Annotated in this window: 18 protein-coding genes and 2 pseudogenes; 14 read left to right on the top strand and 6 right to left on the bottom strand. The window is 68.2% G+C overall.

The annotated features are described in order from the left end of the window. Positions 1 to 95: 95 nt before the first annotated feature. On the top strand, positions 96 to 1,145 hold the full coding sequence (locus tag OHA72_RS47720; RefSeq protein ID WP_327002721.1) for a tyrosine-type recombinase/integrase: 1,050 nt from the start codon (positions 96 to 98) through the stop codon (positions 1,143 to 1,145). A gap of 56 nt (positions 1,146 to 1,201) precedes the next feature. Further along, positions 1,202 to 3,490 carry a tyrosine-type recombinase/integrase gene (locus OHA72_RS47715; RefSeq protein ID WP_327002720.1) on the top strand — a complete coding sequence of 763 codons (2,289 nt, stop codon included), beginning with the start codon at positions 1,202 to 1,204 and terminating at the stop codon, positions 3,488 to 3,490. A 71-nt stretch (positions 3,491 to 3,561) separates the two neighbouring features. Here the strand turns inward: OHA72_RS47715 and OHA72_RS47710 are convergent. Then, positions 3,562 to 4,122 (bottom strand): annotated as a pseudogene (locus tag OHA72_RS47710) (hypothetical protein); the annotation flags it as partial. A 164-nt stretch (positions 4,123 to 4,286) separates the two neighbouring features. Between OHA72_RS47710 and OHA72_RS47705 the strand changes: the two are divergent. Next, on the top strand, positions 4,287 to 4,718 hold the full coding sequence (locus OHA72_RS47705; protein ID WP_327002334.1) for a hypothetical protein: 432 nt from the start codon (positions 4,287 to 4,289) through the stop codon (positions 4,716 to 4,718). Positions 4,719 to 4,759: 41 nt separating this feature from the next. Then, positions 4,760 to 5,713 (top strand): DDE-type integrase/transposase/recombinase, encoded by a 954-nt coding sequence (locus OHA72_RS47700; protein WP_327002333.1) that lies wholly within the window; start codon positions 4,760 to 4,762, stop codon positions 5,711 to 5,713. Here OHA72_RS47700 and OHA72_RS47695 read toward each other — a convergent pair. After that, complete coding sequence (locus OHA72_RS47695) at positions 5,699 to 6,535, bottom strand: ISL3 family transposase (RefSeq protein ID WP_327002719.1); 837 nt, start codon at positions 6,533 to 6,535, stop codon at positions 5,699 to 5,701. The two genes, OHA72_RS47700 and OHA72_RS47695, sit on opposite strands and share 15 nt — an antisense overlap. Positions 6,536 to 6,945: 410 nt before the next feature. Between OHA72_RS47695 and OHA72_RS47690 the strand changes: the two genes are divergently transcribed. From OHA72_RS47690 to OHA72_RS47670, 5 genes are all read left to right on the top strand, one after another. Then, positions 6,946 to 7,407 (top strand): hypothetical protein, encoded by a 462-nt coding sequence (locus OHA72_RS47690; RefSeq protein WP_327002718.1) that lies wholly within the window; start codon positions 6,946 to 6,948, stop codon positions 7,405 to 7,407. Between the two features lie 66 nt (positions 7,408 to 7,473). Continuing rightward, positions 7,474 to 7,788, top strand: coding sequence for a hypothetical protein (locus OHA72_RS47685; RefSeq protein WP_327002717.1), 315 nt, complete (start codon positions 7,474 to 7,476; stop codon positions 7,786 to 7,788). Between the two features lie 114 nt (positions 7,789 to 7,902). Then, positions 7,903 to 8,496, top strand: coding sequence for an RNA polymerase sigma factor (locus tag OHA72_RS47680; RefSeq protein ID WP_327002716.1), 594 nt, complete (start codon positions 7,903 to 7,905; stop codon positions 8,494 to 8,496). Further along, entirely contained in the window at positions 8,493 to 8,882 is a 390-nt protein-coding gene (locus tag OHA72_RS47675) for a hypothetical protein (protein ID WP_327002715.1), read from the top strand. The genes OHA72_RS47680 and OHA72_RS47675 overlap by 4 nt, the downstream gene beginning before the upstream one ends. A 148-nt stretch (positions 8,883 to 9,030) precedes the next feature. Beyond that, positions 9,031 to 9,741 carry a GGDEF domain-containing protein gene (locus OHA72_RS47670; RefSeq protein ID WP_327002714.1) on the top strand — a complete coding sequence of 237 codons (711 nt, stop codon included), beginning with the start codon at positions 9,031 to 9,033 and terminating at the stop codon, positions 9,739 to 9,741. Between the two features lie 293 nt (positions 9,742 to 10,034). Here the strand turns inward: OHA72_RS47670 and OHA72_RS47665 are convergent, their stop codons facing one another. Beyond that, a complete protein-coding gene (locus OHA72_RS47665; protein WP_442788719.1) occupies positions 10,035 to 11,225 on the bottom strand; it encodes an IS701 family transposase in 1,191 nt (396 codons plus the stop codon). A 165-nt stretch (positions 11,226 to 11,390) separates the two neighbouring features. On the opposite strand from OHA72_RS47665, the gene OHA72_RS47660 reads away from it, so the two are divergent. Both OHA72_RS47660 and OHA72_RS47655 read left to right on the top strand, forming a co-directional pair. After that, positions 11,391 to 12,413 carry a hypothetical protein gene (locus OHA72_RS47660; protein WP_327002713.1) on the top strand — a complete coding sequence of 341 codons (1,023 nt, stop codon included), beginning with the start codon at positions 11,391 to 11,393 and terminating at the stop codon, positions 12,411 to 12,413. 721 nt (positions 12,414 to 13,134) lie between these two features. Further along, positions 13,135 to 13,611, top strand: a complete 477-nt coding sequence (locus OHA72_RS47655; RefSeq protein ID WP_327002712.1) for a hypothetical protein — start codon at positions 13,135 to 13,137, stop codon at positions 13,609 to 13,611. Positions 13,612 to 14,042: 431 nt separating this feature from the next. Here the strand turns inward: OHA72_RS47655 and OHA72_RS47650 are convergent, their stop codons facing one another. The 3 genes and pseudogenes from OHA72_RS47650 to OHA72_RS47640 all read right to left on the bottom strand — a co-directional run. Further along, positions 14,043 to 14,405: a GntR family transcriptional regulator gene (locus OHA72_RS47650; RefSeq protein ID WP_327002711.1), complete on the bottom strand. Its 363-nt coding sequence runs from the start codon at positions 14,403 to 14,405 to the stop codon at positions 14,043 to 14,045. A 1,048-nt stretch (positions 14,406 to 15,453) separates the two neighbouring features. After that, a complete protein-coding gene (locus OHA72_RS47645) occupies positions 15,454 to 16,104 on the bottom strand; it encodes a group II intron maturase-specific domain-containing protein (RefSeq protein ID WP_327011801.1) in 651 nt (216 codons plus the stop codon). Between the two features lie 138 nt (positions 16,105 to 16,242). Then, positions 16,243 to 17,184: pseudogene (locus tag OHA72_RS47640) on the bottom strand (reverse transcriptase domain-containing protein); the annotation flags it as partial. A gap of 429 nt (positions 17,185 to 17,613) precedes the next feature. Between OHA72_RS47640 and OHA72_RS47635 the strand changes: the two are divergent. The 3 genes from OHA72_RS47635 to OHA72_RS47625 all read left to right on the top strand — a co-directional run bounded on the left by OHA72_RS47635 (position 17,614) and on the right by OHA72_RS47625 (position 20,373). After that, on the top strand, positions 17,614 to 18,003 hold the full coding sequence (locus OHA72_RS47635) for a hypothetical protein (protein ID WP_327002710.1): 390 nt from the start codon (positions 17,614 to 17,616) through the stop codon (positions 18,001 to 18,003). A gap of 679 nt (positions 18,004 to 18,682) precedes the next feature. After that, positions 18,683 to 19,204 carry a hypothetical protein gene (locus tag OHA72_RS47630; RefSeq protein ID WP_327002709.1) on the top strand — a complete coding sequence of 174 codons (522 nt, stop codon included), beginning with the start codon at positions 18,683 to 18,685 and terminating at the stop codon, positions 19,202 to 19,204. 347 nt (positions 19,205 to 19,551) lie between these two features. Next, complete coding sequence (locus OHA72_RS47625; RefSeq protein WP_327002708.1) at positions 19,552 to 20,373, top strand: transposase family protein; 822 nt, start codon at positions 19,552 to 19,554, stop codon at positions 20,371 to 20,373. Positions 20,374 to 20,743: the final 370 nt, after the last annotated feature.

Below are 20,743 nucleotides of genomic sequence, written 5' to 3'. Positions count from 1 at the left end.
GTTTGATCATTTTTAAAGTTACTTGGAATCACGCGGTGGACTGAACCCCTGGTCAAAGGCGTTGCCAGGCGGTGGTGCCGCGGTTGAAGCCTCTGATGATCCTCGAGGAGAAGTGGCCAGTCCTGGTCCGCCACGAGCGGGCGGCCGAGTGGCTTCGGGTGTGGACCGATCTGGGGCGTGCGGCTCGGACTATCGACGCGTATGCCCGGGGCTTGGCCGAGTTCCTCGAGGTGTGCGAGGGCGCTGGCGTTGATCCGGTCCGGGCGTCGCGGGCGGATGTGGCGGTGTTCGTTCGGACGTTGACGTCGCGGCCGAGTCGGCACGGCGCGAACGTGGTGTCGATCGACTCGGGTTCGGGGTTGTCGAACGCGACGTTGCAGCAGCGGCTGGTGCCGGTGCGGCTCTTCTTCGACTATCTGATCGAGGAGGGTGTGCGCGAGTCGAACCCGGTCGGGCGGGGCCGCTATACCCCTGGTCGCCGGTTCGGTGGGCAGCAGCGCGGTCTGGTGCCGAGGCTGACGAAGCTGCCATGGATCCCGTCCGAGGCCGAGTGGCTGGCGTTGCTGACGGTGTTCCGCGGCGAGTCGGCGCGGAATCGGTTGATGCTCGCGTTGGCGTATGACGCAGCGTTGCGGCGGGAGGAGCTGTGTTCACTGCGGACCGACGATCTCGATCCGGGACGGCGGATGCTGCGGGTGCGGGCGGAGACGACGAAGAACCGCCTCGAACGCGCGGTGCCGTACTCGGCGCCGACCGGGGTGTTGCTGGCGGATTATCTGCGGCACCGGGCGACGTTGAGCCGTGCCCGGGGCCCGTTGCTGTTGTCGGAGTCGCGGCGCAACACGGCGCAGCCGGTGACGTTGTGGACCTGGTCGAAGGTGGTGCGGCGGGTCGCGTCGGCGGCAGGGTTGCCGCGGTTCTCGACGCATACCACCCGGCATCTGTGTCTGACGGATCTGGCCCGGATGGGCTGGGAGGTCCACGCGATCGCCGCGTTCGCCGGCCACCGGCATACCGATTCCACGCTGCAATACATTCATCTGTCCGGGCGGGACCTGGCCGACAAGCTCGCCGCCGGGATGCAGCACATCCACGCCTGGCGCGTCGAGATGCTCGCCGGCACGGCCAGCACGGGTTCAAGCTGATGAGCGCGGCGATGTCGCAGCCGTCGCCGACGGGACCGGGCCGGTGGCTTCCGTCGGTGACCCGTCCGCGGTTGCGGGTGGTCGTGCGGGCCGAGGAATCCGCCGCCATCGGCGAGCTCGGGTTGGTCACGCTGCGCCGGCTCAAGACCGGCGATCCGGCCGCGCCGGGCTGGCCGGTCATCGCTCGGCTGGTGCGGCCGTTGGACGCGGTCAACGCCGGGTTGGACTCCCCGCCGACCCCGCACCGGCGCCGCGCCATGCTGGATGTGGTCGCCTTGCTGCTGACGCGTTGCGCGCAGCCCGATGCCGGCAGCTACTGGGACTGGACCGCCGAGCAGTGGGAGGCCATGCTGGGCCGCACCGTGGCCGAGTTCCGGGCCGCCGCGCCCGCTTGGGTGGGTGACGAGGTCCGTCCCTATCTGGCGGCGCACGCGTTCCTGCTGGGCGGGTTCACCGGGTTTCACCGGCTCGGCAGCTTCCAACGGCTGGTGCTGTGCTGGCGGATCTTCGGCCGTGACCGCGTCGACGGTGAACTCGGTCAGCTCCGCCGGGTGCTGGGCGGCTGGGGCTACCAGCTCGGCCGGGCCGACGACCCGCTGCTGCCGCTGACCGTCGCGCAGCTGATGCTGGCAAACCGGAGCCCGCACCTGCAGGACATGACCACCGGCCTGTTCGACCGGGTCCGTGAGCAGCGGCTACTCGACGGCGTCCGGCTCAACACCGTGCACGCGGTGCAGCGAGCGGTCGCCGAGCTCGGGTTCTGCGCGGCCCCGCTCGGCCGCGCCGGTCAGCACGCGAGGGCCGGTGGCGGCGCCGAGACCTGGCAGCAGGCTGCGGACCGTTGGTATGACACGTCCACGCTCACCCGGCGGGTCCGCGGCAGTGTCCGCGCGAACCTGCTCAAGGTCGGTCGGTGGCTGGCTGCGGAACATCCCGAGGTCGCCGACCCGGCGGCGTGGACGCGGCAGACCTGCGCGACGTGGATCGCCGCGCTGGACCGCATGCGGGTCGGTGATTTCGTCCAGCGCACCGCCGGCCTCGGGAACCGGCTGGGCCAGCCGTTGACCGCGGCGACCAAGGCCGGGCAGATCAGCGCAGTGCGCAGGTTCTTCGGCGACTGTCAGGAATGGGAATGGCTGCCCCGCCGGTTCGATCCGCAACGCGCACTGGCCGTCCCACGCAGCATCGCCGCCCTGCTCGGCCCGAACCCCCGCGTGATCGCCGATGACATCTGGGCGAAGCTGCTCTGGGCCGGGCTCAACCTGACCGCCGGCGACCTGCCGGCCACGCAGTCCGGCCCGTACTACCCGTTCGAGCTGGTCCGTGCGGTCACCTTGACCTGGCTGTTCTCCGGCCAACGCAGCGACGAGATCGCCCGGCTGCGCGTCGGCTGCATCCGCTGGCAACACCACGGCACCGCGATCGAGGGCGACTCCACCGATGTTCTGGCCAGCGAAGCCGTCTGCCTGCTCGACGTCCCCACCCACAAAACCGGCACCGCGTTCACCAAGCCGGTCGACCCGATCCTCGGCCAGGCCATCGAAGCCTGGCAGGCCATCCGACCCGCTCAGCCGCCGTTCACCGATCGGCGCACCGGCGAGAGCGTCGACCTGCTGTTCGCCGCCCGTGCCCGCCGGGTGTCCACCGCCTACATCAACAACACGGTCATCCCGATGCTCTGCCGCAAGGGCGGCGTCCCGGCCGCCGATGTTCGCGGCGCGATCACCAGCCACCGGGCCCGATCCACCATCGCCAGCCAGCTCTACAACGCGAAGGAACCGATGACCCTGTTCGAGCTGCAAGCCTGGCTCGGCCACCGGTCCCCGCAATCGACCCAGTACTACACGAAGATCAGCCCCACCACCCTGACCCGCGCCTACCAGGACGCCGGCTACTTCGCCCGCAACGTGCGCACCATCGAAGTCCTCATCGACCGCGACGCCGTCGCCTCCGGCGCCACCACCAACGGCGAACCCTGGCAGCACTACGACCTCGGCCACGGCTACTGCAACTACACGTTCTTCGAACAGTGCCAGCACCGGATGGCCTGCGCCCACTGCGACTTCTACACCCCGAAAACCTCCAGCTCCGCCCAGCTACTCGAGGCGAAGACAGGCCTGCAGCGAATGCTCGTCGGCATCCCGCTCACCGACGACGAACGCGCCGCCGTCGACAACGATCAAGCCGCCGTCGACCGCCTCCTGCAACGCCTCGCCGACGTCGCCACCCCGGCCGGCCCGACGCCGAACCAACTACGCGCCGAGCCCGGCAGACAACTGCCCCTGACCGTGCTCCCACCGACTCCAGCGCCGAACAAATCAGCAGCATTCATCGACAGGCTCTGATTCCACAGAATGATGCGGTTGACGTTGCCTTCGACCGGCCCGGAACTGAAGGGCAAACTGAGGCCGGCGGTCACGGCGGCCAGGTCTGCGGTCAGGCCGGTGGCGAATTTCGTGACACCGGGCAATGCTGCTGCTTCGGCTGCCGCGATCCAGGCGTCAAGTCGCTGACCGCGCAGATGGGTGAGCATGTCGGCGAACGACCGGACCAGGTCGGTGGCGGCGCGCAGTTGCGGGCAGCGCTGGAGGATCGCCTGGAGTCGGGCGCTGTCGCGGTCGGCGAGGTCGTCCGGTCGTCGGCAGATCCATCCGGTCACCTGCCGGACCGAGGGTGGGCGGTGCACCGCAGTCAGGTCCGGCGTGCTGCGGTACTGCTCAACGAACTTGCGGATGATGGCGTAACTGCCGGCGAAACCTTGGGCGCGGACCTCACGGTGCAGTGTGGCGGCCTTGAGGCAACCTTCGCCGATGCGCTGGATCAGGTAGGTCTTGAACGGGTCGACCTGGCTCGGCCGGATCTTCTGCCCGACCATCATCTCCTGCCACGTTGCGGCGTGGGCGTACCGCGATACCGTGTGGTGGCTCCAGCCCAGATGCCGGGCGATCTGCCGGAACCCGGCGCCCTGAGCGAGCATTTCGTGCACGAGTGCGTGATGGGCGCGGCGACGTTCGGCCATCGCCCCGGCCGGCTCGGCCGCCGCGGCAGTAACAGCGCCGGACCGCTCCCCTCCCTGTCAGGCTGTCGTGAGACACCCCGGCGATCGGGGTTGGCTTGTAGGGCGTGACTGGAGATGCGTACGTGAGCAGCAACAAGCAGGCGCCCGAGACCAACGGGTCCGGGCCGGTCGATCCGGCTCCGCGTCCGACCCGGCGTAGCTTCACCGCCGAGTACAAAGCAAAGGTGGTGGCCGAGTATGAGGCCGCGCCGCACGGCGAGAAGTCCGCGGTCCTGCGCCGGGAAGGATTGTTCCATTCCCACGTGCAGGAATGGACCCGTGCCCGCAACACCGCCACGCCGGCCGGACCGGCGAATGGTTCCGTCAACACGTCGGCGACGACGGCCCGCCTGTCGCGGGCCGAACGCGAGACCGAACGGTTACGCGCCGAGAATGCCCGGCTGAACGCGAAACTCGCCCAGACCCAGGCCGCGTTGTCGATCATGGGAAAAGCGCACGAGCTCTTGGCATCGCTGGCCGAGAGCACGGACACACCGCCGTCATCGAGCCGCTGATCGAACAAACCCTGAACGCCCTCACCGAGGCCGGCACGCCCGTGCGGACGGCCTGCCGGCTCGTCGGACGTTCGCGGGCCACCCACTACCGCCACGCCCGCGGCCCGGTCCTCGGACCCAGGCAACGACGTCAGCCGGGCCCGCAGGCACTGGACACCGCGGAGCGGGCCGCGGTCCTGCAAGTGATCAACCAGACCGGCTACGCCGAGTTGTCGATCGGGCAGATCTGGATCCGTGAACTCGACGAAAACCGTTACTGGTGCTCGCTTTCCAGCATGTACCGCATCGCCGCCGCCGCGGGACAGACGAGGGAGCGACGCCGTCAGGCCACCCACCCGGCCAAGGTCAAACCCGAACTCGTCGCCGACGCCCCGTCACAGGTCTGGACCTGGGACATCACCAAGCTCCGCGGACCGGCCAAAGGCGTCTGGTACCACCTGTACGTCCTGATCGACATCTACTCCCGCTACAACCCGGGCTGGATCCTCGCCGCCGCCGAGGACTCCGTCCTGGCCCGCGACTTCATCGACGAAGCCATCACCCGCAACGGCCAGATCCCGCACACCGTCCACGCCGACCGCGGCACCTCGATGACCTCCCAGCCGGTATCCGCGCTGCTGGCCAACCTCGGCGTCACCAGAACCCACTCCCGACCCCGGATATCGGATGACAACCCATTCTCCGAAGCGCAGTTCAAAACCCTGAAATACCTGCACGACTTCCCCGGCTCATTCCCGAACCTACCGGCCGCACGGGCGTTCTGCGACGGATTCTTCACCGAGTACAACCACGTCCACCGCCACTCCGGGATCGGCTGGCACACCCCGGCATCCGTGCACTTCGCGACCACCGGCCCGATCGACGCCGCCCGCCAGCACACCCTCGACACCGCCCAAGCCGCCCACCCCGAACGCTTCGCCCGACGACCCCGCCCGCCCCAGATCCCCGACCACAGCTGGATCAACCAACCAGCCGAGGAACTACAGAAGACTTGACATCAAATGTCTCATTTGACTTGACAGATACCGCTCGGCGGGAACCTCGACGGGCTCCTGCAGGCAGCTCTTATGCTGCGCCACGCAGCGCTCGACCGCGGCGGCAAGGTTCTGCCACAGGTGAAACCGGTCGGCGACCTGGACGGCCTGCGGTGCGCCGGTACGTGCGGCCTCCGCATACGCGCTGGCCCTGTCCCGGCAGATCACCCGAGCACCTGGATGCTGTTGCAGCCACGCGGTCAACGGGTCGGCGTCCCTGCCGGGCAACAGATCAACGACCCTGCGGGACTCACAGTCGATCAGCACAGTGCCGTAGTGGTGTCCACGCCTGACCGCGAAGTCATCGACTCCAAGCACCGTGACCACACCGACCGGTGGATCCGGCAACGCCCGTACCAGTCGGATCAGGCGGTGACGGCTGGCCGGCATGCCCAACTGGGCAGCAAGACGCGCACCGGCTCGACCGGCCAGCGCCAGCCCGACCGTCGTCAGCATCTGTCGCAGCCCTTCACTGACCCGCGACCACCGGCGGGTCAGACCGTCAACCTGCTCGGTGAACGTCTTTGCCCCGCATGCGGCGTTCTCGCAGAAGAACCGGCGCACCCACAACAGGACCCGGACCGGCCGGCCGGCGATCGGGGCGTCCATCAGCGTCCGGCGATACCGCGAATGCACCCGAGACGACGACGCCGCACACGCCTGACAACCGGCCTGATGCCCGCGGACCCGAGCCGTGACGACCAGTTCGGAGCCGGCGTCCACGACCGCATCGATCTTGATGCCGTTCAGATGAGGGAGAAGCTGTCCGACGGCATCGCGCACCGCGACAACGATCTATCACTCGAGATCCATCACACAGTTCGCGCCAGAACCCCGTTCTCACGAACGAAGCCACGCCCCAGTCCCGCTGCCGCCACCGCCGCTTCGGGACGGCGCTGTCAGGACGCCGCGAGCTGCCTGTCAGGTTCAGCCAGGCCGCCGAACCTGACAGGTCAGGTTCCGGGCGTCGCTGCACGGCTAGCCTGAAGGTTCTTCTTTTTCCATGTGCTGCTGACCTGACGTCCCGCGACGGCATCGCGCCCACCTTCTGGTCGGCCGCCGCCGCCACCATCAGCCCAGCGCACTCATACACACGCCCCTCGCCTCCACGCGATCTCCGGGGCGCGATACCTCCATTCCCGCAGGCGGTCACCAACCGGTGGCCGCCTTTCGCATGTCCATGTGAGGACAGCATGCTCACACCCGCCTGGTACCTCACTGACGCCAACTGGTTCGGCCTCCTGCCCGACGCCCGGCGCTTGGACGACGGCAGCCAAGACCTCATCGGCGGTATCGCCCGCCTGCTCGGCGACGAAGCGGGGTTCAGCCCCGCGCAGACCGTCGCCGCGACGCACGTGATCCTGCTCGCCGTCGAGCACCTCGGCGACACGATCACCCACGCAGTCACCCAGCACGACCGGGCGGAACTGGCCAGGCTGTTGTGCGGCCTCAACCTCATCCAGGCCCACCTCGCCCAAACCATCCAGCGCATGGCCGAGTCCGTTGACGGCCGCAATCTCCGCGCGCTCGACACCGCGCCCGCCGCGGCACTGCAAGCCCTCACCAACAGCCTCAGCACCGCCGGCGCGAACGGAGAGCTGACCGCCGGACACCTCAAGGAGGCACATCTCACCCTGCACGGGCTGAGCAGGTAATCCACCCCATCTCGAGGCGCGCGATCCGGCGACGGACACGCGCCTCCTTCACGTCCAGGAGGCGCCATGAGCCTCTACACCCTGACCCCGAAACCCGGCAGCGAGCGCTACACGATCCAGGTCGGCTGGACGCCGCACTGCGCGTTCTTCGCCACCGTCGTGGACTTCGGCTGGGACGCGGTGACCGACCCGGACGACGAACCCGACAGCGTCCAGCTGCGCGGCGACGTCGCCGATCCCACCGACGTGCTCGCGGCCGTCGCGCCGTACGCCGACATCCCCGACGGGCTCGCCGAGCAGCTGCGCGCCGACAAGGCCGCGCACCCGCCCGCGCCGATAACGGCAGCGACCCACCGCAAAGCGGCTCCGCGAACGCGGTAGCCAGCCCCGCTCCACCGATTCCGGCCGTCGCCCGGCCGACCGCGCACACGCGCACCTTCCGGGCACGGCCGACAGCCGTGCCCGGATTCCCTCACACGCCAGAGGAGGAATCCCATGCACGGCAACAGCTCCAGCGGCGTACGCCGCCGGCGCCCCGAAGTCACCCCGCAGGTTCTCGCCCTGCTCCACCGCGCCCAGCTCGGCGACCGTGATGCCTTCGCCGAGCTCTACCGGACCTACCACGAGCCCGTCACCCGGTACGTCACCGTCCGCATGCGCGACCGCGACGCCATCCCGGACCTCGTCCAGGAAGCGTTCGCCAGCGCCCTGGCCGAGCTGTCCACCGCGCTGCTCGACGTCCGCGGCTGGTTCATCATCCAGGCCGCGAAGGCGTGCATCTGCCACGACTGGTCGCGCCGCCGCTACACCCGCGCCGCATACACCGTGCGCGATCACGCCGCCCGCGACACCGCGCCCCAGTTGGTCGCCGACCCGCCCGCCCGGGCCGGGCACATCACGTTCGTGCACGCCATGGCCGGGCTCACCGCCGCCGAACGCCGCGCGATCCAACTGCGTTACATCGACGGCTACCCCCGCGACGCGGCGGCCCGCCTCATGGACCGCAGCCCCGAAGCGGTCCGGTGCCTGGAACGACGCGCCCTGCGCCGCATTCGCGCCACCTTCACCACCGCAGCGGTGACGTCATGACCGGCCCAGCGATCGACGGTCAGGAACTGCACCGACTGTGCGTATTCGAGCTGTCGCTGACCTGCGGGCACCGCGTCACCCTCGCCGTCAACGGCTGGTACCCGGTCTCCGTCGCCTGCTGCGACCGGCTCGGCGGCACCATCCTGCGCGGCAGCTACGTCCCGTACGCCTCCGACGTCGACTACGTCAGCGTCACCTCCGAGGACTACGAGTACCGGCCCACCGGCAGCCCGCGAGAGCCCAGCCAGCTCCTGACCCGGCAGTCCCGCGCCGACGAGCCCCATCAGGCTCCCAGCGGCAGGTGGGTCAGCGCCGGACGCTATCCCGCCCGAGTCGGGGCGGCCGACAGCCTCGACGGCACGACCGCGCCGGCCACGGCCCACTGACCTCGCTCCTCGAGGACGCCGCCGCAACAACGGGCGGCAGAAGCACATCAAACGGCCCGCCTTGGCGGGCCGTCGTCGTATTCAGGACCCGGGACGCCCCGCCTAGACAACGACAGCGTCCCGGGTCTCCATCGAAATGGAGCACCCAGTGTTCACCACGATCCTCGTGATCGCCACCATCGCCGCGGCGATCCTCAGCATCGGCTTCGGGCTCGGCAACCTCGCCGCCCGGCCGACCCTCAACCGGATGTACCGCGAGCTTGCCGACGCGGCCTGGCAGCTGGCCCACGACCCGCTCACCGGACTGTTCAACCGCACCGGGCTGCGCGCCGTCTACTCCGGCTTCGCCGCCGCAACCGAACCGCAGCCCCTCATCGTCATGCTCCTCGACCTCGACGGGTTCAAGGAGGTCAACGACACCTACGGCCACGACGGCGGCGACACGTTGCTCATGGAGGTCGCGGACCGAATCGGCCTGATCGCGGAGATCAACGGCGGGGCCGCGGCGAGGCTGTCCGGAGATGAGTTCGTCATCGTCCTGCCCGTCCGCGATCAGCAACTCGCCAGCCTCGCCGACGGGTTCGTCTCGGCGATCGGCCGGCCCGTCCAGCTCGATGTCGCCAACGGGCCGGTCCCGACCGCAGTCAAGGCCAGCCTCGGCGTCGCCGTCATCGACAGCACCGATCACCTCGAAGACGTCGCACTGCACCGGGCCGACACAGCCATGTACCACGCCAAACACCAGGGCGGGAACCGACACATCACTTATGCGCCCGGCATGAGCATGCCCGACCGGGCGCGCCGTCACGGACCCCGCCCGCGCGACCTGCGCCACACCCACCCGGGGGCGACCGCATGACCCCGCCCCGCGACGAGATGGCGTGTGCCGTGTGCTTCGTACCGCTCAACGTCTTCAACGGCGAGTACGGGCACCCCATGCATTATCAGACCGACGGCCACCAGCCCGCGCCCGTGCCCGTTCGCACTCTGGACACCGTGCGGCGCGTCTGCGACTTCTGCGGCGACCCGCAGCCCGCGTGGTCAATTACCGGCGGTAGCGTCGCCGTCCTAGTACTGCAACGGCGGGTCGTGTCTTACGGCGGTTCGAGTCGTTTGCGGTAGTGAGCGGCTCTGGCCTGCGCTTGTCGGCGTCTACGCCACTGTGACCAGTGCAGGATGTGACTGGCGTGGTGCTGGACGGTCCAGACCAGTCGGGTGAACAGGCGACGGATTTCGTTGCTGCTCAACGGGATCAGCATGTCTGGTCCGGGCTCGGTCCCCCCGTGCCTGCTCGGCGGCGCGGGTGATGACCAGGAACGCCGCTGCGGCCATGGCCAGGGTGATGTGGGCGTACCAGGCGTCGTAGCGGCGGACCTGGTACTGGTCCAGACCGGTCTCATTCTTCGCGGTCTGGAACGATTCCTCCACTGCCCACCTGGCGCCGGCAGTGGCGACCAGGACGCGGAGCCGGGTGCCGCGCGGCCCGAAACATCGGTAGTAGGCCACCTCCCCGGTGCTGATGTTGCGCCGAGCGAGGACCCAGCCGCGGCGGCCGTGCGGGAACTGCTGCCGGATCGGCGTAGCCACCCAGTCATAGACCCGGGGCCCGTGCGCGCCGTCGCCGCAGGACATCCGCTTCCACGCGCCGGGCCGTATCTTGGCGACGAGCTCGTCCACACGCGTGGTGGTGCGCAACCCGGAGGACACCTCATCATCGCAGCGGGTGGCCATCACATAGGCGATGTCCTGCTGTTCACACCAGGTACGCAGGCCCGGGTTCTGCCCGTAGGCCTCATCAGCGGTGAACCAGGCGAACGGCACTCCCGCTGCCACAGCCCGCTCCAGCATCGTCTGTGCCTGCTGCGGTTTGGTCGCGAACTCGACCTCATCGGGGACCCTCGCCCGACGGCAGCGGTCCCGATCGGTGGTCCAAGACCCCGGCAGGTACAACTCCCGGTCGATCAACGCCCGCCCCACCGGACTGGCATACGCCAGGAACACCCCGATCTGACAGTTGTCGACCTTGCCGCTGGTACCGGTGTACTGCCGCTGCACTCCCGCCGAGGCTTTGCCCTTCTTGACGAATCCGGTCTCGTCGGCGATCAGCACCCCGCGCGGGTCGCCGATCGCCGCGAGCACACCCGAGCGGACCTCGTCACGGACCGCCTCACGGTCGAAACACGGACTGCACAACAACCCCTGCATCGCATCCGGGGACCGGTCACCAACCAGCTCAGCAAGCGTCCAACCGTTCCGCCGCTCGATCGGCGCCAGCAACCCACGCAGATACTTCAACGCCCGCCACCGGATATCCGCCCGACTGAACCAGTGCGAAAACCCCAGGAAGTACTCCCGAAAGTCATCGTCCCAGCCCTCGACCTGCTCAACCGTCACCACACCCGGCAAACGACCCAGAACCACACGAGGTAGCGACCCGCCGTTGCAGTACTAGGCGTCGGCCCGCAGCAAGACCTGCTGCAAGACCTCGGCGAGGTCTGGGCAGCGTGCGTGTCGTGCACGATCGACATCGAAGCAGGCCGCAACCACGCACCCGCCGAACGGGCCGCGCGCCGGGCGGGCCTGCACCGCGACACCACGACCCGCGCCGCATACCGGACGCTGCATGCCGGATTCCTCGCCGGACGGCGTCCCGGCCGAACACTCATCACCACCACCGCATGGCCCGACCTCAACCTCGCTGCCCGCGACCTACCCCGCATCCGTGACGGCCTCACCCGGCTCTGCCGCGGGGCACTCGGATTGCCAGCCACAACGAGGGTGCCGCCGCGACGGACGCAGCTTGCCGACTCGCTTGACCGTGCACGGCTCTACTGGGTCGACGACGACTTCACCAACATGGCCGAAGCCGCCGCAGCCGAACTCCCAGCAGTAACCGTCGCCCGCGACCTCGCACCGTGCGACGACGGACTGCTCATCTGGTCCCGACCCATCGCGCCTCGCGGCATCGCCGCCGCCAGCTGGTCACGCCACGGCGACACCACCTGGATCGTCCTCTACCGAACCATCGGCGGCGGCCTCAGAGACGAGGCCATGCAGGCCCTCCGCGACGACGCGGGCTGGCTCGCGCCGACCCGCGATCAAACCCTCCAGGCAGGGCAGCGCCTCGATGACGGCAGACGCCACCCGGTTTCGCCGCTGCTGACAACCTGGCTCCTCATCGCCCAAGGCGCCGCCGAAGCCGAGCCCGCAGCGATCGACAAGAACACCCGCAAGAAGTACGAACGGCTGAAGCGCCCGCTACCCGACGTGCGAATCGTCCACATCCGAACCCGTCACACAGCAGACGCCGGCGGTTCCCGGACGGCAACGAACAGGGCGTACACCAGCCGAGTGTGGGTGACCGGCCACTGGCGCGACCAGCCGTACGGCCCTGGCCGAGCACTACGCCGCCCCGTCTACATCCATCCCCACCTCCGGGGCCCGAAGGACGCAGAGATCAAGCTCAGCACCACGGTGCGCATCCTCGGCAGCCATGGATCGAACGACCCGCAAGATGACGACAGGGCCTAGCAACACCGGGCGCGGCGGGACCTCCTGCCACCGCTGCGCCCGGTCACCGTCCGCTCGGTGAGCGTCCTGCATCGAATGTGCCGGTGCTACGCACGACCACCCCGTCGCGAGCGGTGCGGCTCCGCCGCACCGCCCGACCGACTGGAGGTGAACGGCGGGCGGTGGCTTGAACAACCCGTATAGATCGGAAACATTGTCTGTGACGGCACCGCCGGGACCGCAAACCCCCGGCGGTGCTGCCCACCCAACAGCGTCCTACGAAAGGACATGCCAGCCATGACAACCACCACCGCGCCAGCCGCACCGTGCGGCGGCCGACGGGCAGCACACGCATCCGCGCGACTGTCCGATCCACCCCGAGCCACTACCCCGGCCATCGGCACCGCTGCCCCCGACCGGGCGGGGGTCTGACATGCGCCGATTCCTGCCCCGTTCCTGGGGACGACGACACCAGGGCACACACCGACCCGACGCCATCGGCGCCACCACCGCCGACCGCCGCCTACCCACGTCCCCGGTCCCGGCACCATCCCCGGCGCCGTCCCGCCCACCGCAGCCCGGCAGCCCCCAACGCCCGACCAACCGGTCAACGGTCCGCCCGGCACCCGCCGCACCCAACCAACGAGTGTCAGCCGCAACGGCAGCGCCGGCGCGTCAATCTTCGCTCCGGTTGCAAGCGATCCCGCCGCGCGAGACCGTCAGCGCAGGTAGCGCCGACATCATGCGCCTCGTCGAGGAGTCGTGCACCGCCTACGCCAAGCTCCAGGTCGCCAAGACGATGGCCGAATACACCGGCGACCCGGAGGCGCGGGCGAAGCACCTCGACGTCGCCCGCTACTGGGACGCGGCCGGGCGGGCGCTCCACCGTAGGATCGGCGAGACGCTCGACAACGCACTCACTGTCGAGGTCACGGTCGAGACGTTCCTACCGGTCCAGCCACTGCCGACCGGCGAGATCAGCCTTCGCGCCCACGACGAACGCCACCGGCCGTTCGTCGTGCGGCTCACCACTGCGCAAGCCCTCGCGGTTGGCACTCACCTCACTGCGTACGCCGCGATCGGCATCGACCGCACCGGCGGCAAAGTCGCCGAGGCGCTGCCACCGATCACCGCGCAACCGCCGTACAAGCCCCCGGCGTTCGCCCCTCGGCCCGGCACCGGCGCGATACCCGCTCCCGGCGTCCCGGCCGCCGTATAGCCGCAGCGTGCGGGCGGGACCCGTCCCGGCCCGCACGCTGTCTGAAGGAAAGTCGACGGCGTCGTGCTCGACACGACCATCGCGCCCGCGATCCTCACCACGTATGAGGCGGCCAGCGAACCCGCACAAGCAAACCCGTCGCGCCACCAATCGGCGACCATGGCGGCCGTGTGCTGGCGGACCGTGGCGAAGTGCACGACCTGACACAACGGGGACGGTGGCCGGTGGGACACACCCAAGGGTGCGCGCAAACCCCGACCGGCCACCTCACCCGCCCGAAGCCACCCACGGCAACCATGAGCCGCTTCTTCTCCGGGCCGGTACCGCGATGGTACCGGCCCTCTCGATGTCCAGAGGCTCACTGCACGGCGGCCCTCGAAACGCGTCCGTCGGCTCCGGCACGATGCACAGCAGGCGCTGCAGCACGAGGCCTAGCCGGATTGCGCGCCGTGCGCGCCGTAGCGGTCTGCGGGGAACACCTCGACCGACCCGTCGTCGCGGGTGATCTCGAGCACGGGAACGCCTGCAGTCAACTCCAACCGTCGCGACTCCGGCGGAGTCGGCATCCTCGCAACGAGCATGTCCGAGCCCGCAATACCGAGGAACATCCGCTTTGGCTGCGATCGCACCAGCGCCTGCATGCCACGTCCGGTGACGATCAATCCCTCGTGGCGCAGCACCGCCACCGCCCGCCGCACCGACATCCTGCCGACTCCATACAGCCGACCGATGCTGTCCTCCGTCGGCAGCACCGCACCCGGCGGGTACCGGCCGCTGCTGATCTGGTCCCGCACCCGAGTTCCGCAGTTCGTAGTTACACGGACGTACTGATCATGTGCTTGAGCAGGTCAGAGGCTTGGTCACTCGATGTCGGTCGTGTTACTACACTATCCCGGGCATAGCGGACACAAAGTCGGGAGAAACCCGGTCGACCTGGACAAACAAAGCACAAGGCCGAGGTCCGAACCGACCACCACGGCGGGGCAAGCGGAATCGATTGTCCTCCGCCCCTGATCGACCACAGTGGACACCCACCTGCTTCGATCGCCGTGCGCGATCCATACAATCAAGCGGCTTGTCCCCGTCGACAAATCGCCTGGCAGGCGGCCTGTCGACCAGTCTGAGGCAAAGTTCGAGGCATATGCCCGACATCGCCCGGACAGAAGGGGACAAGGTGGTGCACGGACGTGGACACACGCCTCGTGCGACGCAGTTGTGCGTTCTCCCAGTTCAGGTGGCGTTTCCAGCGAGCCGTTTGTCTACCAACTGCGGAACTCGGGCCGCAGCATCTCCGCCAACTGCACATACACGGGGATCGGCGAACCACGATCGATGTTCATTCACCGACTGTATGCCGTATGGCTACTAGCGTCCATAGTCCGGGACGGTCGCTCTCGGCACGCACGGAACGGTGCGTGCCGACAGCGGAGACGAACCGCCGACCTGCGCGCGACCACCGTTTCTCTCGATACGAACTCGCCGCGACATGACCGCCACCGCCTACCACGCCAGCCCAGCCATCTACAGGTCCCCGGCGATCATGACACCGAAGCCGACGGCTAGAGCCCGCGCCGGCGAGGGCTCTTGGGCGATGTGCACGGCGCAGGCGAGATTGAGGCTCGTCTGGCTGTGACGGAGGTTGGTGGCCCCACCAGGACATAACTGGCCCCACCCCGCGTCGAGTGGTCCCTGCACGCCATCACTCTCCGTCGTCGCGTCCGCCGTTGGTCCCACAGGCGCGAGCGGTCGGGTAGCCCCGATGCATTGCTGCACCGGGGCCCCCTCAGATCCGTACGTGCCACTCGTCGCGGCATACGGCTCAAGCAAGCCCCGGGGGGCGTTTCAGGCGTAGAGGAGTGCTGGTTCTTTGCGGGCGCCGGTTGCTCGGCGTCGGCAGTGCGAGTGAACGAGGCGGGTGCCGTCCGGTGTGGCCTCATCCGCTTGGGCGGTCACGTAGTGCTTGGTGATCGCTTTGCGGGTGACCCGATGCCATTGTTCCCACTCGGTGGGGCTGCGTGGCTCGTGGTCGGCGTGCAGGAGAAGTCCCTGGCACAGGGCGCATCGGCCGTTCTGCTTGGCGAGCAGGATCAGGACGCTGCGGTCGAGCAGGGGCGGGTTCTTTCCGCGCCGCCGGGCCCAGTAGTCGGTCAGGGCTGGGTCGTCCGGAGACGCCGCGCCGAGGACCAGACTGTGCCGGACGATTTTGGTCCAGCCGAACCGGGGCAGCCAGGCACCGCTGTCGCGGTTACCGAAGATCCACCGGTCGCGGCTGGCGGGATTGAACCGGCCATAGTACTGGGAGATGATCCAGGACTTCGGCTTGTTGTGGTGGCTGAAGCAGGCCCATTTGTAAGTGAGCTGCCACAGGTAGTGGTCCAGGGCCGTGAAGGTCCTGGACGCTGCCGCTCCCCGGTAGTAGTTCGCCCATCCCCGCACGATCGGGTTGATCTTTGCGAGGACGGCCGCCGCGTTCGCGCCCCGCAGGGCGCGCATCTCGACGGCAAGGCGGTGTTTGACCCGCTTGACAGCGGCCTTACTCGGCCTGGTGATCAGCTTTCCGGCGTACCGGCGGATCGCGAACCCGAGGAGATCGAACCCGTCCTCCAGCGTCACGATCCGCGTCTTGGCCTCGTTGAACGACAGGCCCCGTGGGGCCAGCCACTCAGCCATGCGCGCCTTGACGTGTTCGGTCTGCTGCCGCGAGTGGCACAGAGCGACCATGTCGTCGGCATAAACCACCAGAGCCGGGCTGCCTCGCTTCGTGCGAGCCGGATCGCTCGCCTCGTAGCGGACTCCGGCCGCTTCCTCCAGCCCATGCAGCGCAACATTCAATAACAGCGGTGAAATCACGCCGCCTTGAGGGGTTCCCTCATCGGTCGGCGCGAATCACGTTTCCTTTTCGAATACGCCCGCCTTCAGCCATCGGCGGATCATTTCCCTGCCGGGGAAAGTGCCGAGTTCAGCAAGAAGGCGGGGATGGTCGATCCGGTCGAATGCTGCGCTGAGGTCCGCATCCAGCACCCACCGGCGTTGGGGATTCTTCCCGCAGCCCATAACGTGGATCACTGCGATCGCGTCCTGGCAGCTTCGGCCCGGCCGGAACCCGTATGTTCGGGGCGCGAACCGGGCCTCCCACTCCGGTTCCAATGCGTTACGACACCGCGCCTGGTGGACACGGTCGGTCAGCACGGGAATCCCGAGCGGTCTGCGTTTTCCATTGGCCTTCGGTATGAACACTCTGCGGACCGGCAAGGGATGGAAAGGTCTCGCTGTGCGGTGCACCAGCACGGCCAGGTCCATCCGGGCGCGGGAGGTCAACGCGACCTGCCCGTCCACCCCCGCGGTCGCGCGACCGGCGTTGCGCTGCGTCACCTGCCGCACGCTGACCAGCGTGTTCGACCAGCTCCGCAGCATCATCTTCTGCAGGTTCCTGACCATGGCCAGGTCCCCGGCCTTCGACGCCTTGAAGATCCTGCTCCGTAGCCGCCGTACATGTTCCTCGTGCACGGGCCACACGATTGCGTCCCAGTCGAGGTCCTCGTCCTCCGGTCCGTTCGCTCCGAGGGCCGCCATCGCAACATCGAAAGCAAAGGCTGTCATCGCGTCTAACTTGCCCTTCGGTTCTGGTGGTTTCGGCGCGTTATCGTTCAAAGGCTCACCCGCCACAAGTCAGCCTGCTTTCGCAGCCGGGCACCAGGCCCGGTATCCGGCCAGTTATACGAGAACCCGCCGGCTGGAAGGACTGGCACTGACGGTTCCGCTTTCCTGCTGCCTTTCGGCTACCGGCATTCGCTTCTTGGGCGTCCTGTTCTGGCGCGCCGCGCTGGACCAGGGCACGCTCAGTTCGCAGCGCCGGTTGCGGCAGCTCGCCTCGACCGTGCGGTGTCGACCGATGACGTCGATTTGCTCGTCCGCATCGTGGAGCATTGCGGCGACCCGGTGGAGGCGGTCCGCAACGGTCTGGCGCCACTGGACCTGGCTTTGCGCTCGAGGTCGTGGAGCGTGGTGCGTTTGCTGCTCGACCGTCAGGTGCCGGTGCGGCATACCCTGCGGTTCGGCGGGTCCACGATCGGCCTGGACCTGGCTCGTGAGCTCGTCGAGCGGGGTGCGGAGCGCAACGAGCTGGCGCTGCTCAGCGCCGCCGGCAATGCCGACGTGGTGGTCGTGCATCTCGTGGCGGAGTCGGTGCCGCGGTCGCCTGAGCTGGTGCAGCTCGGGCAGCGGTGGTGGCAGGCGGCTGCCCAGGCCGCCCTGGCCGGACGTCATGATGCGGCCCGCGGTGACACCGAAGCCGCCGACCGGAACGAGCGCCGCGCCGCGATCCTGACCGAACTCGCAACGCGGTACGCGCCGGACGGCCCGCCCCGATTCAAGTACAGCGGCGGTCGATGACGGTGCACGCACATCGGCCATGAGTGGTGCGCCGCGAGGCGCCTTGTTGTATCCCCGGTGCAGCCGGGAGGAACTCGGAGGGAGGTTCCTGGGTCTGATGGCTCACCTCAGGTTCGAAAGGATCTTGGGGGACCAGAGCATGCCAGGAAAGCAGCGGTCGTTCCAGACGTTGGGGGCGAGGCGCTGCGGGACCCGCGGAATATGGCGAGAGCTGGATTGCCCGAAGCCAAATCTCCAGATGATGCAAGCCGACATCCACCGGTAAGACGTCTGATCCGGTGCCGTGCCCTGCGTCGGTATCGCTCTTTTGCCGACGCAACCTCCGGGGCGCAGGGCGATGCCCAGTGAGGGTATTCAAGGAGATGAGTTGGCCGCCTACGTTCCGCTCGATACGTACAACAGGGACGAACGCGGGCCGCACCACGACGGTTTCGCTGCTGTGTCAATGGCTGGTGCTGTCGTTGGCTGTCGGCGTATGCGAAAGCGGTCGATCACACGTCGATCACACATTGAGCCATTCCGCGTAACGGTGGGTGACGTCGAGTGGTCGATCGCGGTTCCAAGCGCCGACGATTGACGTCATGATCTGGAAGGGCGGCGCGCGGTGGTGTCACCTCGGCCGCGGATCGGTCTACACGAGTAGTTTCGGCGGCGCGGGTACTTGCGATCGGGAGGATTGATGACTGTTGCCTTCGATGGTCTGTGGAGCGTCGCCTACAGCCAGGCCTACGTGGTCAGCGACGACGAACCACCCGATCCGGTACGGGCGTTCGTCGGCCAGGTCAACGGCCTGTGCGGGGCCGGTGTGCCCGGCGCCTTGTTCCTGGTGACCGGCCGGAACACCGGCAAAGTCGGCTTCCGGGCCGAGGTGGTGGACGGACCGCCGCCGCTCGATCCGCAGTGGGGGGAGATCGTGGAGGTCTCCTTCACCGCGCTGTCGGACGACGTCAGCCTGATGGACTGGCACGAGGGGATGTCCTCGCTGCCGCTGCGCGAATCGGTCGCCTACCGGGTGCGCTACTGCGCCCGGGGCATGGACGCGGGCAAGACCTACCTTGGGGAGCCGGAGACCGCCGAGCCACTGGATCACTACTTGCTTGTCTTCTGGCCGGCGCCCGGAGAAGCGGACCGGATCGTACGGCGGACCAGCCGGATTGCGGCGTACTGGCACGATGAGGGCTTCGTCCAACCGTCTTCGTGACAGGTCAGTTGGTGTGTGTGAACTGGTCGATGCTTGCTTGGCGTGGGTCTGGGCCATGCGGTAGGAGTCGGTGCCGGTCTCGATGATGTTGTCGCCGATGGTGAGTGCGCTCTGGGCCTGACCCGGTTTGACTGAATCTGAATGATCGTGTCAAGCGTCAAGCCGAAGAGCACGTCGACGAGGCGGCGTGCCAGTGAGCCTTCCGTAACGGCGGGCGACGCTGTGTAGTCGCTCGCGCTTCCGCGGTGGTGACACGCCGAATCCGTTGCGGTGCAACGAAAAGACGCAGCACCCCGGTATGAAGGTGGTCCTCTCACAGATCAACTTCATAGAGTGCTGCGTCGACGATGAGTGTCACATATACCTCGGTCCTGCCGGTACGCGACGAGACGGTGGACTTCCTGACCGGTCTGCTGACCGCAGAACGGGCACGGCGCGGTACCCGCGCCGGCACGCGGGCGTTGCCCTGCCACGACCAGGCGGTCCTGGTCCTGCGCTGGCTGTTGGATGGCACCCGGATGAGCCAACTGGCCCGGGACAACGCGATCGGCCGGTCCACTGGCTACGCCTACCTGCACGAAGGCATCGACGTCCTCGCGGCCCGGTCACCCAGCCTGCACGGGGCGCTGCTGGCGGCCAAGACGGCCGGCTACAGCCACGTCAACATCGACGGCACGCTGATCGAAACGGACCGGTGCCGCACGCCGGGGCCCACGCCCGGTGTGGATCTGTGGTGGTCGGGCAAACACGCCAACCACGGCGGCAACGTCCAGGTCATCACCGTGCCGGACGGCTGGCCGATCTGGACCTCCGACGTACGGCCCGGCCGTGAGCACGACACCACCGCGGTGCGCACCCACACCGAGATCCTGCCCGCCCTCACCGCCGCGGGCGGTGACCTGCGCACCCTCGGCGACCTCGGCTACGAAGGCGAAGCCGACACCATCACCGTGGCATTCAAGACACCCAAGGACGGCCGGCTCACCCTCGTGCAACAGCAGCTCAACCAGGCCCACAACGGCGTGCGAGCCATCACCGAACGCGGCAACGCCCTGCTCAAGATGACCTTCAGGGCACTGCGCAACGTCAGCCTGTGCCCTTGGCGGATCGGGAAGATCGTCGCCGCAGCGCTCGTCCTGCTCCACATCGACCGCGCCCGCACAACATAAACCGTCAGTGATCAATCCGTTGCTCGGAATGGCTCATTTGGCCCGCTGTGGTTGCGATCCGGGCGGGTTGGGTGGCTGCGCGGTCGCCGTCCGCGGCAGGCAGGCGCGTGCGTGGCGGCCGAGGCATGTGCGATGGCGACGGGGCTGACGGCCTGTTCGAGCCCACTTTGGCGAAGAGGGCGGCAGGTCGCTTGGGGAACTGTCCGAGTTCGGTAACACCGCGTATCTCGGTGATGTGATGCCGGTCACTGAACTGCTCGGTATTGGCGGCTCTCACACGGAGAGGCCGCGGATGAGTCGGTGACCGCATGTAGTGGGTCTTTCAGGTTCTTCCCAGGATCGGCGGTCGTCACTATCGTCCTGCCTGCAT

It is taken from the genome of Dactylosporangium sp. NBC_01737, assembly GCF_035963215.1.
Classification (GTDB): domain Bacteria; phylum Actinomycetota; class Actinomycetes; order Mycobacteriales; family Micromonosporaceae; genus Dactylosporangium.
The sequence above is the reverse complement of the archived record's forward strand: the minus strand, read 5'-3'. Positions and strand labels throughout refer to the sequence as shown.